14 protein-coding genes are annotated in these 12,864 nt (G+C 39.4%); 3 read left to right on the top strand and 11 right to left on the bottom strand.

Translation table 11 applies throughout. The annotated features are described in order from the left end of the window. Positions 1-136 precede the first annotated feature (136 nt). Positions 137-454 carry a PepSY domain-containing protein gene (locus NST21_RS21320; RefSeq protein WP_053347337.1) on the top strand — a complete coding sequence of 106 codons (318 nt, stop codon included), beginning with the start codon at positions 137-139 and terminating at the stop codon, positions 452-454. Positions 455-501: 47 nt separating this feature from the next. Here NST21_RS21320 and NST21_RS21325 read toward each other — a convergent pair whose 3' ends face one another. Beyond that, a complete protein-coding gene (locus NST21_RS21325; RefSeq protein ID WP_328113097.1) occupies positions 502-1,347 on the bottom strand; it encodes a YtnP family quorum-quenching lactonase in 846 nt (281 codons plus the stop codon). A gap of 220 nt (positions 1,348-1,567) precedes the next feature. Further along, positions 1,568-2,206 carry a tRNA (guanosine(46)-N7)-methyltransferase TrmB gene (gene trmB, locus NST21_RS21330; RefSeq protein WP_053348155.1) on the bottom strand — a complete coding sequence of 213 codons (639 nt, stop codon included), beginning with the start codon at positions 2,204-2,206 and terminating at the stop codon, positions 1,568-1,570. Positions 2,207-2,470: 264 nt separating this feature from the next. On the opposite strand from trmB, the gene NST21_RS21335 reads away from it, so the two are divergent. Next, positions 2,471-2,746 carry a YtzH-like family protein gene (locus NST21_RS21335; protein WP_056529472.1) on the top strand — a complete coding sequence of 92 codons (276 nt, stop codon included), beginning with the start codon at positions 2,471-2,473 and terminating at the stop codon, positions 2,744-2,746. Here NST21_RS21335 and NST21_RS21340 read toward each other — a convergent pair whose 3' ends face one another. From NST21_RS21340 to thpR, 4 genes are all read right to left on the bottom strand, one after another. Continuing rightward, positions 2,747-3,529, bottom strand: coding sequence for a phosphotransferase family protein (locus NST21_RS21340; protein WP_053347340.1), 783 nt, complete (start codon positions 3,527-3,529; stop codon positions 2,747-2,749). Positions 3,530-3,835: 306 nt separating this feature from the next. Then, the gene (locus NST21_RS21345; protein WP_340891072.1) at positions 3,836-4,780 is read right to left on the bottom strand and encodes a diacylglycerol/lipid kinase family protein; all 945 of its coding nucleotides are present in this window, start codon (positions 4,778-4,780) and stop codon (positions 3,836-3,838) included. Next, on the bottom strand, positions 4,767-5,774 hold the full coding sequence (locus NST21_RS21350; protein WP_340891073.1) for an NERD domain-containing protein: 1,008 nt from the start codon (positions 5,772-5,774) through the stop codon (positions 4,767-4,769). The genes NST21_RS21345 and NST21_RS21350 overlap by 14 nt, the downstream gene beginning before the upstream one ends. A gap of 24 nt (positions 5,775-5,798) precedes the next feature. Continuing rightward, positions 5,799-6,353, bottom strand: coding sequence for an RNA 2',3'-cyclic phosphodiesterase (thpR, locus tag NST21_RS21355; protein ID WP_053347343.1), 555 nt, complete (start codon positions 6,351-6,353; stop codon positions 5,799-5,801). Between the two features lie 519 nt (positions 6,354-6,872). On the opposite strand from thpR, the gene NST21_RS21360 reads away from it, so the two are divergent. Then, positions 6,873-7,250 (top strand): MaoC/PaaZ C-terminal domain-containing protein, encoded by a 378-nt coding sequence (locus tag NST21_RS21360; RefSeq protein ID WP_152952308.1) that lies wholly within the window; start codon positions 6,873-6,875, stop codon positions 7,248-7,250. Between the two features lie 407 nt (positions 7,251-7,657). On the opposite strand, the gene NST21_RS21365 is transcribed toward NST21_RS21360, so the two are convergent. From NST21_RS21365 to NST21_RS21385, 5 genes are all read right to left on the bottom strand, one after another. Continuing rightward, positions 7,658-8,902 (bottom strand): Nramp family divalent metal transporter, encoded by a 1,245-nt coding sequence (locus NST21_RS21365; RefSeq protein WP_340891076.1) that lies wholly within the window; start codon positions 8,900-8,902, stop codon positions 7,658-7,660. Positions 8,903-9,400: 498 nt separating this feature from the next. Next, complete coding sequence (locus NST21_RS21370; protein ID WP_340891077.1) at positions 9,401-10,213, bottom strand: energy-coupling factor transporter transmembrane component T family protein; 813 nt, start codon at positions 10,211-10,213, stop codon at positions 9,401-9,403. Then, the gene (locus tag NST21_RS21375; protein ID WP_201223362.1) at positions 10,206-11,081 is read right to left on the bottom strand and encodes an ATP-binding cassette domain-containing protein; all 876 of its coding nucleotides are present in this window, start codon (positions 11,079-11,081) and stop codon (positions 10,206-10,208) included. Before NST21_RS21375 ends, NST21_RS21370 begins: the two co-directional genes overlap by 8 nt. After that, positions 11,066-11,881, bottom strand: coding sequence for an energy-coupling factor transporter ATPase (locus NST21_RS21380; RefSeq protein WP_098175744.1), 816 nt, complete (start codon positions 11,879-11,881; stop codon positions 11,066-11,068). Before NST21_RS21380 ends, NST21_RS21375 begins: the two co-directional genes overlap by 16 nt. Before the next feature lie 14 nt (positions 11,882-11,895). Next, positions 11,896-12,747, bottom strand: coding sequence for an SDR family NAD(P)-dependent oxidoreductase (locus NST21_RS21385; RefSeq protein ID WP_157444032.1), 852 nt, complete (start codon positions 12,745-12,747; stop codon positions 11,896-11,898). Positions 12,748-12,864: the final 117 nt, after the last annotated feature.

Consider the following 12,864-nt stretch of genomic DNA (forward strand, 5'->3'; position numbering starts at 1 on the left):
CAGAACTTAGAATAATGTTACACTTGAAAGTTCTAATTTATCAGTTAATGGTTAAAATTTCAAATTATTAGTCAAATAAAGAGTTCTTCTGTATACTAGAAAGCGTGATGGAAAAAAAGCAATGGAGGAGAAATTCATGAATTGGAAAACGTTTTTACTAGGTACTGTAGCTGGGTTCGCTGCCGGCTATGCGACGAAACAAATTTTGGATCAATCAAGTAATCCTTCTCCGGATAAAGTGTTAGCCCAAGTGAAGGAAACAGTCAAAAAGGACGGAAACATATATGGCTCATGGATTTTGATGAAGCCGGAAAACTACAAAAAAAATAATTTAGACTATGAAGTGTATAAAGGCGGCATTACTAGAAACACAGAGGGAAAACGCGAGCAATTCGAATTTGTAGCGGATGCCTCTACAGGAACAATTTTGGAGCTTAATGCGCAAAACGATTGAAACAAAAAGGAGGTCGTCAAAATGACGGTCCTCCTTTATTGTTATCCTTATCGCTTTCGTTTCAGTTCAGCCGTTATTTCTTTACCCGTTTCATTCCATTTTATGGCACAATAGTGGGCATCATGGTAAAAGCTGTACCACGACCCGTTTTCCAGTCCGGATTTCATCCACTTTTCCTTCGCCTGGATGGAAGTCATTGGGTAATCATCGTAAGCGAGTACCCAAAGTACATTCGCATGGGCATGTGTCGGCATAATATCAGCCATATGAATCAGCCTGTCCAAACCATCTTCAATGATGATAATCGCATGTCCATCACTATGTCCGCCGGTATGAATCATTTTGATGCCTTCAGTGATTTCTTTCTCTCCATTAAACGGGCGAACAAGAGAAGCAACAGCTTCCCAGTTTTCTGACCAATATGTACTTTTTGAACGAATATTCGGGTTTTGCATTTCATTCCATTCAATTTGAGTCGTAATAATTTCTGCGCGTTCGAAAACAGGAACCCAAGCTTCACCTTCACGTTTCGTCAATCCGCAGGCATGGTCGAAATGCAGATGAGTCATTAAAATGTAATCGATATCATTTGGTTGAATCCCAAGCTTGCCTAAATCCTCGATTAGTTGGGATTCTTCCGTTACCCCAAAATTTCGTTTTTGCTTGTCATTCATCTTCCCGTTACCAATTCCGGAATCTATAAGCATATTTAATCCATTTGCTTGAACTAAAATCGGATCCGTCCGCAATTCAATCTGGTTATTTTCGTTAACCGGATACTTCTTGGACCAAAGCGGTTTCGGTACAACACCAAACATCGCACCGCCATCCAAGTGGGTTACACCACCATTTAGCCATGTTAATTTAATTTCCCCTATTTGCAAAGTTTCCATTTTTACCCCTCCTCTCTCTTTAGTTTAACATCCGCTTCCATTTATTGAAATTGATAACATCCAGCTCTTTATTTCCCGTGAAAGGCATTGAAAGAGATTGCGAAAATATGGCCTAACCTTTTTCAAAATGGAAGCGTCATAATCACTAACATCACTAATTTATCTAAATCTGCCCAAAAACAAAAAACCAGATGCTGTGCACCTGGTTTTTCATCAATTATTATTGAAACTTTGCTTCCAACCGGTAAATCCGATTGCCTTTACTCGAGAACTTCTCTTCATATTCAGTCATGATATTTCCTTCAAAGCTGCTGTTATGCAAATCAAGACTTACATATTTTAAAAGCATGCCGTACTCGGAAATACTCATCAAGGAAGACTCAAATAGTCCTTGGTTATCCGTTTTAAAGTGGATTTCCCCTTGATCTGGAAGAATGCCTTCATAGACCTCAAGGAAAGTTTTATACGTTAACCGGCGTTTGGCATGACGTGATTTCGGCCATGGATCAGAGAAATTCAAGTAGACGCGATCTACGTCACCTTTAGCAAAATATTCTCCTAAGTTCGCTGCATCAACATTTAACAACTTTAAATTTGGCACTTCTGCTTCAATTAACAAGTCGAGTGCCGCTACAATGACGCTTCTATATACTTCAATTCCAATGAAATTCACATCAGGATGGGCTTTCGCCATTTCTGTTATAAATCGGCCTTTTCCCGTACCCACTTCAATATATAACGGATTATCATTACCGAATACTTCATGCCATTTACCTTTATGGCTCACTGGCTGCTGAATCACATATTGCGGAAAATCATTCAAACGGTCTTCAGCCCAAGGTTTATTTCTTAAACGCATGATGACACCCCTATTTATAATATAATCGTTCAAACCATAACACGAGTAGATGGATTCCTGCAAGCTGATTTTTTCAGGAACCGCCGGCGCGGGCCCATTCATTAAATAAAAAAACTGCCGGCCATCATGGCGACAGTCTCTGTAGTTTTCATGTATAAAACTTTCCGCAACACACACTATAAATAAGTGAAGGGCAGGGAAAATCACCTGAGAATCCCTTTTATCCAGGCTCACTTTTACAATTTAAGAAAGGAGTGGAATTATATGCCGCTATCCCACGAACATCAAATGGCACTATTAAAAGATATATTAACCAACCATCAAACAGACTGCTGCGGTTCCGTTTCTGAATGCGAACAGGTTGAGAGGCTCGCCAAATCCTTGATGATCAATATGGATATTGATAGTAACGTGAAAACAGTACTGACGGAGATTTACGAATACAGTCAGACAGGAATCGGTGCCGCCGATTTAGAAGCACATATAACAACACACCAGAACGACTTGTCCCAATGGGTGGATGACATTGATCAATACTAATCAGCCAGCCATTAATAGCGTTTCAAGTTTATGAAGTAAATCGTTTCTTTCCTCGTACCGTTTTCTACGATGATGCCATTGGATGGAAAGCACAAGTTGTGAAACCGTGTGCCATTTCATCCTCATCTCCAGGCCTGCGTCAAGCTTCTTGCCATAACGGGCAAGCCACTCATTCCATTCTTCCCTTGGGACGTAGGAATACAAGAGTATGCCCAGGTCAATGGCTGGATCGCCAATGACTGCTCCGTCCCAATCAATTAGAAACAATCCGTCAGTTTCGGTCATGAGCCAATTATTGTGGTTCACATCACAATGACAGACGACTTTTTCGTCGCATTCAATCAACAGAAGATTGTTCTGTAAAAAATGAATGGCTTGCTTGATAATCGGAATATCCGTAACATCCGAAGATAACCCGGTTTCTATTTCTGTAAGTATACTTTCAGGTCGTAAAGGGGATTTCCCAAGCCTTTTGAGCATGCTTAACAAAGGATCGGATTGATGAATTTTTTGAAGCAGCTTTGCGACTCTTATATTGTTCATTTCCTGCTGAGATAGCTCCCTGCCTTCCATCCAATGCTGGGCCGTAATTACATCCCCATTTTCCAGGCGTTTTGTCCACATTAACTTTGGAACAATGCCCTCAGCTGAAAGAACAGCTAAAAATGGCGATGAATTTCGTTTCAGGAAGAGCTTCTGTCCATCTTTCTCGGCAATAAAGGCTTCTCCTGTAGCTCCTCCAGCAGGGGATATATCCCACTCCTGACCTAATAAATGTTCCAACTGGTTCACCTTCGATTTCCTCGCTTAATTATACAAATGTGGGTACGTTTCACCTAGTGTATGTATTACCACTACTTTGAGTCCATGTTTAATAAAAAACCCGCCTGTTGGCGAAGCTGCGTGTATACGTGCATCGGGATGATACCCCGCAATTAAAAACATCCTCATATTAGAGAAATAAAAAAATAGCTATTGAGCAATAAAACAATAGCCATAAATTAAATTTTAGTTGAAATACTGTTTCTTCGTCAAGTACTATAAAACGATTATACGCATAAAACAACAACAAATAAATCATTTCAAAACTTATAATGAAATACGGCCCTTAAACATGACACTGATTTTCTCTTTCAGAACCTCTACTGCTACTTCATCCATCCCAACAATTTCTCCATCTGACTGAATTTTTACTGACCCAAAATTCTTAATTTGAATCATTTTACCTGAAAAGAAATCAACGTTATTAATGTTTAGATGACCGCCCCATAAAACGGTGATGAATACGGTCAATAATTTCATAATCGAAATGTCATGGACTGCAATCACATCCAACATGCCATCGTCTAGCTTTGACTTCGGTGAAATTTTCATCCCGCCACCAAAGTAGGGCTGGTTTGCGATAACAATGAACCATACCTTTTTTAACTGATGTATGTTGCCATCAACAGTCAAATTCATATAACTAGGCCGATAAGTGAATAGCTTTTTTATAAAAATAAACAGATAAATTAATTTACCCGCTTTCACAAGATTAAACCATTTTTTTAGAGGAGAACGGTCCGCTTCATAAGATATTTCAGCATCAATACCCATTCCAAGGCTGTTCATAAAATAACCGGTCTGACCATTCGTCTCAAACTGCCCGATGTCAATAACCCTGACGACATTATCCTGAAATAAAGAAAGGGCTTCCTCTGCACTCTTGGTTTTCTGAACTCCCCTTACATAATCATTGCCAGACCCAGCTGCAAGGGAGCCAATGATTGCATGAGGAAACTCAGCAGCACCATTTACCAATTCATGTAAGGTACCATCTCCCCCAACTGCAATCATTCGGGTTTTCTGATTAGTCTGGGAAAGAATTTCCTTCGTCAACCTTAACGCATGCCCTTTTTCTTTCGTAAAAAAGACCTCATAGGGAACATCTTCTGATTTCAGTATTTCCTCGACCTTTTTCCAGGTTTTAATACTTCCTTTATTTCCGGCCATTGGATTGACAATGAAATACATCGTTTCATTAAGGCGCTGCATGCCCTTTTCCCTCTGCTTGATTATTATCGATATCCCATTCTGGTCGTATGCTTGAAGTAGTTTGGCAATATTCCAGCAAAGCCTGCGCACCTTTTAACTGCTGAGCCTTAAGGGGAGAAGAAATTGTCCGCATCCTTTCAAACCATTCCGGGAATGTCCGTTTATCCAATATATCGATATCATACGGCGTTTCCGGGTAATCCACATATCCATTTCGGGAGAGAACCACTTTTTTTATCGGCAAGTTCACTTCATATAGTTCAAATAACTGGGAGACGATGTTTCCCATCCGATTGACAGCCAATAATGGATTGAGCACTTTTTTGTCAGGATACTTATGATGCCGGCGGACCCAGAATCGATCGCTCGATCCAATAAAAGCCGAATCTTCCTCCGCTTCCAAAAATGTGATGCACCAGGCATCCACAGGCGTTAATAAAATGACATCGACTTCGACAGGCGCATTTTTCAATAGAAAGATAGGTTTGTATAAAACGAGAAACGTATCCGGAAACCGCTGCAGAAAAAAGCGGAGCCTTTCATCCAAAAAGAATGATTGGTCCACAAATGACTTTTCACGAAGCGTCGAGCTGCCCCATTTCATTTGAAATCGGAGCAGCTGATTTAAAAAATTCTGTTTTAATTCATCCAGATTAGCTGGATTAGAGGGAAATCTTAATGAAAAGACATTTTCATTTCTAGCCGGGTTCGGTATTTGTTGCTCTTCGACCTCTAGCGCTTGTTTATCTGAACGGTGGAATAGGCCTTTCACCTTGTTGAACAGGCCCTGTGGCTCCTCCTGAGGTGTATCGTCCTGTACAAGGGTTTCCATTACATCAGGTTGGCTATACAGCTGATTTAGCTCGCCCGCGTGATATGCAGCCTTCAATTTATCCCATTGCTGTTTTTTTAATTTTGCAAATTGTGTTGGATATCGATAAATATCCTGCTCATACCGAGAAATATAATCCTGCATTTTTATGAGCTGTGCCATTCGAACACCACCCATCTTCCTCTATTATTGAAGGTTTATTGTAAAAATCTGTTCGTATGAAGGGGAAGCTCCAAGATGTGTTTGATAAAGCGCAATCTGAGCTGCTTCAAAATGCTTAGTCTCCAAATTTGCTATCTGCCGGACCCTTTCTATCGAAAAGAGACTCTCACCCTCGAATTTTCTTGCCAGCGTTATATGCGGCTTAAACGGTTTTTTATCCAGTTCAAAGCCGGCCTGCACACACGATTCATAGATTTTTCTTTGAATGGTAAAAAGTCTGTCTTGCTGTTTGACACCTGCCCAAAGAATTCTTGGGCTCTCATTTTTTCCAAAAACCCCAATATCCCCGAGTTCCAGGTCAAACATGGTCTCATTGGCAAGCTCGCTTTCCACTCGCCCTAGGGCATCCTTTTTCATAGAATCAGGAGCATTCCCTAAAAACGCCATCGTAATATGATAATCGGCTTGATGCAGCCATTTCTTAAATGGAAACTCTGATTTAATTTGTTCTGTTGCATCATTTAAATAAGTCTTTATATCATCAGGTAATACCAAAGCAAAGAAAAAATGAGTATTCATTCGTCACTATCATTCCTTCCTGTTCTCCATTTAATTTTACCATAATCCCAATTGGGAATACCTGCCTTTAACTTGCATTTAGGGAATTCCTTTAAGCAAAAAAAGACTGAAAGTTCTCAGTCTTTCCTTAACAGCAATTCTTTATGCCATCTCGTTATCGCAGGTTCAGTGTCTCGACCAACTTGCCTTTTTTACATACATACCTGCAGTCTGGTTGCCGTCTAAAGCAGTGACAGTATTCTTCACCTGGCAGAATTAAAATTCGCTGACTTGCCGATATCCATCCAATAATCATGGGTAATCCCAAATGCCATTAACATAATAGGTAAATTTACGAAGGAATTTTGTAAACCTTAACTAAAATTCCTGACTATCACCGAATTTTACGTAAAGTTTAATCACATAACGTTCGAATAACCGCATGTATTTTATTATGAATGGTTATTCATTTATTATTTAAACGTGTTATATTTTATATGTTAGACATTGGAAATCTAGATATTATAGGGAGGAAGAAACATAATGCTGAAACCTGGGGATGTATATACGTGGGAACGGACCTTTACTGAAGAAGAAACGTTACAATTCGCTGAACTTTCAGGAGACCAAGGCAGACATCATATGGAACGCGATGAAAAAGGGCGATTAATGGTACATGGATTATTAACAGCAAGTATAGGGACTAAAATCGGAGGCGATTTGAATTACATCGCCCGTGAAATGGTAAATGAATTCATTCGTCCTGTATTTACAGGTGACACCATTACATGTGAGTTAATTTTGACAGAAGTAGAACAAATGGAAGGTTTCAAAAAAATTGCCCTTAAATTCGTTTACCGCAATCAAAAGGAAAAGGAAGTTTTGATTGGGACAAGTCACGGTATTATCAGGGATTAATCGGAGCCAAGGACGGATTATCCTATGTGTAGGTCGAATTAATTAATGGCACGGTCGAATTAATCTAATGAAGGTCGAATTAATTAATCGCAAGGCCGAATTAATCTAGTGAAGGTCGAATTAATCAATCGCAAGGCCGAATTAATCAATGGCACGGTCGAATTAATCTAGTGAAGGGCGAATTAATCAATCGCAAGGCCGAATTAATCTAGTGAAGGTCGAATTAATCAATTAAAGGTTCACATTCAGCCATGTCAGCCTCCATCTGACTGTTAAGAGCAACGGAAAAAGGACCAGTACCTGGTCCTTCAACTTTTCTTTCATTCTAATTAATGCTATGGGAATAAGGCTGTACCGAATCATGCTGCTCCATAAAATCCACGTTCCATTCTCCAGACATAACCTCTTTAGCTGAAAATTGTTTCATAAAGCAGGAACAAATTCAGCCCGATAATAAGTACAGCGATAAGCCCGGCTATGCTGGAGGTGACTTTATGATTGACTAGATTGCCCATAACTTGTTTATTGCTCGTAAACATGATTAACGGAATTAAAGCAAACGCAATTCCAAACGAGAGAACCACTTGACTCATCACAAGTGCTTTAGATGGGTTTACTCCCCACAATATAATAGCTAAAGGAGGAACTGTCGTAATGACTCTTCTCAAATAAATCGGTATATGCCTTTTAATAAAACCCTGCATGACTACATCACCTGTCATCACACCAACGGAAGAGCTTGATAATCCTGCAAACAATAGTCCTATCCCAAAAAACATCGCGACAGAAGGTCCAAGCAGGGCACCAAATTGTTGATACGCAACATCTAAATCCTCAACAAGTATTCCACTTTTATGAAACAAAGCTGCTGAAACAATTACCATGGCGGCATTGATTGCACCTGCAATAAGCATAGCTATAATAATATCAATTAGCTCAAAACGAAAAATCTTTTTTCGTTCTAAATCGTTTTTACCGACAATTCTTTTCTGCGTTAAAGAAGAATGAAGGTAAATCGCATGTGGCATGACGGTCGCTCCAAGCATACCCGCAGATAGTAAAATACTATCTACCCCCTCGAATTTTGGAGTGAAGAGTCCCAGAACAACTGCAGAAGTATCAGGTTTTGCATAAAAAACTTGAGCCCCAAATGCAATAACTACAACAAAAATCATGACCGTGATCAAGGCTTCGAATGTCCGATATCCTCTACGCTGGATTTCCAATATGGCAAAAGAGCCTATCGCCGCAATAAAGGCAGATGTGATAAGCGGCAGATCAAAAAGCAAATAGATTCCGAGTGCCGCACCAATAAATTCAGCCAAATCAGTTGCCATGATAACCGCTTCAGCCTGCAGCCATAATAAGAAAGATGTCTTTTTTGAAAACCTCTCCCTGCATAGCTCAGGAAGATTTTTCCCTGTGGCAATTCCTAATTTAGCAGACAATGATTGGATTAGAACAGCCATTAAATTAGAGGCAAAGATAACCCATAATAATGTATAACCATATTTAGAACCTGCTGTAATATTTGTAGCATAATTCCCTGGATCAATATAGGCTACAGCGGCTATAAAGGCTGGACCTAGATAAGGAAGCAGTTTTTTAATTCCCCTAGAAGAGGATTGATGTAATTCACCATATTCAGACATAACTATTTCAACCCCTTTTTACACGCAACTCAAAATGTTGCGATAGGTAAACTTTTTAAGTTATAAGCAAGTATATTCCTGAATCTTGAAAATGTCAAAAGGAACAAACTGATAATATTGGAAGCAGTTTTGCGGTAAAAGTTGAAGAACAAACCTGATCGAGGGCGAATAATAAAATTAAAACCGGCTTAGTGAACATTGTCATTTCTCGATAGCATGTAATCTTTTTTGGGTAGCTAAAACAAAAAAACTGAAAACCTATTGGTGTTTCCAGTCGCAAAGGGGGATAGTTTAGACTCAGCTCCTCAAGCCCAAATAAAAATGTCTTTCAAGAGCTAAGCAAGTGTCTTAAGCAATGTAAAAACGGGGAAATCGTCGGAGAGCCAAGCCTTTTGTTATAAAGCTGCATTTAATAATATTTAATTCGACCTTATTGAATACGACGCTGAGTAAAGGGTAAGGAAGTTAATAATGAAGTAACTCTAATAGCACAAGGTTTTATAACACTTCTCCTCCAACCTTCAGAAATAAAAGGCCCAATAAAACTAGCAATAAAATACTTAGTGTCCAATAATCTAAACTCTTAAATTTTAATAGTTTAAAACGAGTTCTATCACGTCCATCACGATAGGCACGAGCATCAATCGCAAGCGATAAGTTTTCGGCCCTTTGAATGGAAGTTAATAACAATGGAATAATGACCGGAATATAATTCGTAATTCTTTTAACTTTGCTTTGATGATCAAACTGCACACCTCTTGAGCGCTGTGCATCAATGATGCGGTCTAGCTCCTGAATAATAGTTGGGATAAATCGTAATGCAATCGACAGCATTAAGGCAAATTGTTCTACTGGTACATGCAGTTTTTTTAAAGGTCTCATGATTGTTTCTAGACCGTACGCTATATCTAATGGCTTTGTCGTTAAAGTTAATAATGAAGTCATCAAAACAAGGAGGACAATTTTCAATAGGACGCGGCAACCTTCGACAATTCCTTCCATATAAATATGCAAGTAGCCAAATTGAAATATTAGATTCTCCCCTTTTGTTAAAAATAAATGATACACAAAAGTGAAGCTCAAAATAAATAGAATTGGCAATAATCCTTTTATAAAAAAGGATGGTGGAATTTTTGAACATGCTAGACAACCTAAAACAAGACAAGTTACTAGCACATAACTTATATAACTATGTAATAAAAAAACCAATAACATAAAAATAGCTATGGCCATTAGTTTTGTTCGCGGGTCTAAACGATGTAAGATGGAATCTCTAGCGACATACTGACCAATAATGACATTTTCAATCATATTGGTATCTCCTTCCCTTTAGAAGTGTAAGCACTTGAGGCATCACATCTAATTCTTTCAAAGATGCTACCTGGATCCTTTGCCCTGTCACCTTCTCTATTGCTAGTAACAATTTCGCTGTATCGGGTATATCTAATCCCATGGATTGTAGTTCTTCCCTTTTATCCAAAAACAATGACATAGGGTTCATTTGAAATTGCAGCTTCCCTTTGTGTAACACAATGACTTCATCAGCATATTCCACTACGTCATTCATTTGATGTGTAATCAATATAACCGTATGATTGCCTTGTCGTCGCCACTCCTCTATGTTTTGTAAGATGCTCTGCCTACCGAGTGGATCTAATCCGGCAGTCGGTTCATCTAAAATAAGAATCTTGGGCTCTAACATAAGGACAGACGCAATCGCAACACGTCTTTTTTCTCCACCACTTAAATGAAGCGGAGATTTTTCTAGGTAACTTGCATCCAAGCCTACTAAATCAATTACTTGCTGTGCCTTATTTACGATAGCGTCTTTATGCCATCCTCTATTTCTAGGGCCAAAAGCTAGTTCTTTTAAAACAGTCGTTTCAAATAATTGGTGTTCAGGATATTGAAAAACAAGACCCACATCTGGAGAAATTGTCGGTTTTCCTTTTTTATTAGGTTTTATTAGCTTCCCATCCATCGTATTCTGGCCTACTGTCGGCCATAATAATCCTTGCATCACTTTGGCTAAAGTGGACTTTCCTGATCCCGTTTGCCCGATGATAGATACCCATGCTCCAGATGGAATGGTACACGAGATATCTGTTAATACTTGTTTTACTTCGCGAGTTGCAGGGCTGTAATAATCATATTGAATATGCTCTAGCGCGAGTTCCATAAGTATTCTACCATCCCTTCTATATCCGTTATATGCATTGGCACTTCTACTTCCTCCTGCTGCATCTGCATTTTCAATTTTAATGCAAAGGGTAATTCCAAACGACAGTCTATTAGCATCTGTGGCTTATGGAAGATTTCAAGCGGGGTTCCGGTAGACACAATCTGCCCTTGATTAATTACTATCACTTTTGTTGCTGATAACACTTCGTCCATATGGTGCGTAATATGCAAAATGGTAATACCTTCATTATGCAATTGACGCATGATGGATATAATTTGATGTCTCCCATCAGGGTCAAGCATGGACGTAGATTCATCAAAAATAATGAGTTTTGGTTCCATTGCTAATATCGCAGCAATGGCCACACGCTGCTTTTGACCACCAGAGAGTTTATGTGGCTCAGTCTCTCGAAAAGGAAGCATCCCTACTTTTTCAAGTGCAGCCTCTGCTCTTTCTACCATCTCACTGGGAGGACAGGCGATATTTTCAAGACCGAAGATTACTTCATCGAATACATTGGTCGTAATGAGCTGTTCCTCTGGGTTTTGAAAAATAATGCCTATTGATTTGCGGATTATTGCTAGATTTTCCTTTTGTTTTGTATCAAGGCCTTGAAACAAAACTCTGCCTTTTTTCGGTAATATCAGTCCATCTGCCAATTTGGAGATGGTCGATTTACCAGAACCGTTTGGGCCGACAATTGCCACAAACTCTCCCTTTTCTATTTGAAAAGAAAGTTTTTGAATAACATGCTTCTTATTAGGATAAGAAAATGATACATCTTCAAAACATAGCATAATGGAAACCTTCTTTAATCAGTAGTTGTGTCACGATGTTCATGCCATTTTGCTAGGAGCATATCTGCAGTTAGCCCCTGATCATTTGAGAGCATTCTTTGTTTAGGCTTCTCCCAAACACTGATTTTCGAGCCGTTCACGCCAAATACTTCGCCTGTTAATTCCGAATCGTCGATAGTCGTTAATAAATATATAAGATGTGCCACTTCATCTGCTGTGCCTACTTGCCAAAAGGGTGGAAATACTTCGTTATTCGCAGTACATTTAGCTTGAATATACTCAATAACAGACTTTGTCATATCAGTGAGCGCTGCAGGAGAAATCGCATTGACCCGAATATGATCTTTTTTCAGCTCTTCTGCCAAAGTCCACGTCATACCGAGGATTCCCGCTTTTGCTGCACTATAATTCACTTGACCAACTGAGCCTAATAAACCAGCAGTTGACGTCATATTGATGATACATCCGCCTTGACCGCGTTCCTTCATAACATTTATCGCTGCCTTTGTACAAGCGAAAGTACCCGTTAAATGAACGTCTATCACATCCTGCCATTGAGCTGCCGACATATTGATGCATTTTTTATCACGCACGATGCCAGCATTGTTCACCAATATATCCAACTGACCAAATGCGTCCATTAGCTGAGGGACGATTATTTCACCGCTAGACACTGATGCTATAGACTCACAGATCCCAATAGCCTGCCCACCCAATGTGTGAATTTCTGATACGACTTGTGCTACTTTTTCAGGATTTGTTCCATTGACACCTACAGCTGCTCCTTCTCTTGCTAAACGTAATGCAACGCTTCGTCCAATTCCCCGGCTAGCTCCTGTCACTAATGCCACTTTCCCTGTTAACATCCTGGATCCTCCTCTAAAAACCATCAGTATCCCATTTACTAGCGTTGAGCTCTTAACACACAAATCATAGTGAATAGCTTATTCACTATATACGAAACTGTTAATGAAAATGGAAGG

The sequence above is a fragment of the Peribacillus sp. FSL K6-1552 genome, from assembly GCF_038005205.1.
Taxonomy (GTDB): domain Bacteria; phylum Bacillota; class Bacilli; order Bacillales; family DSM-1321; genus Peribacillus; species Peribacillus butanolivorans.

Coding starts and splice junctions, on each gene's coding strand:
- NST21_RS21350 (WP_340891073.1), bottom strand. CDS start 5,774: ATGGCACAGCTCATAAAAATGCAGGATTATATTTCTCGGTATGAGCAG.
- NST21_RS21375 (WP_201223362.1), bottom strand. CDS start 11,081: ATGGAACTCGCGCTAGAGCATATTCAATATGATTATTACAGCCCTGCA.
- NST21_RS21380 (WP_098175744.1), bottom strand. CDS start 11,881: ATGCTATGTTTTGAAGATGTATCATTTTCTTATCCTAATAAGAAGCAT.
- NST21_RS21370 (WP_340891077.1), bottom strand. CDS start 10,213: ATGATTGAAAATGTCATTATTGGTCAGTATGTCGCTAGAGATTCCATC.
- NST21_RS21365 (WP_340891076.1), bottom strand. CDS start 8,902: ATGTCTGAATATGGTGAATTACATCAATCCTCTTCTAGGGGAATTAAA.
- NST21_RS21345 (WP_340891072.1), bottom strand. CDS start 4,780: ATGCAGCGCCTTAATGAAACGATGTATTTCATTGTCAATCCAATGGCC.
- NST21_RS21320 (WP_053347337.1), top strand. CDS start 137: ATGAATTGGAAAACGTTTTTACTAGGTACTGTAGCTGGGTTCGCTGCC.
- thpR (WP_053347343.1), bottom strand. CDS start 6,353: ATGAATACTCATTTTTTCTTTGCTTTGGTATTACCTGATGATATAAAG.
- NST21_RS21385 (WP_157444032.1), bottom strand. CDS start 12,747: ATGTTAACAGGGAAAGTGGCATTAGTGACAGGAGCTAGCCGGGGAATT.
- NST21_RS21335 (WP_056529472.1), top strand. CDS start 2,471: ATGCCGCTATCCCACGAACATCAAATGGCACTATTAAAAGATATATTA.
- NST21_RS21325 (WP_328113097.1), bottom strand. CDS start 1,347: ATGGAAACTTTGCAAATAGGGGAAATTAAATTAACATGGCTAAATGGT.
- trmB (WP_053348155.1), bottom strand. CDS start 2,206: ATGCGTTTAAGAAATAAACCTTGGGCTGAAGACCGTTTGAATGATTTT.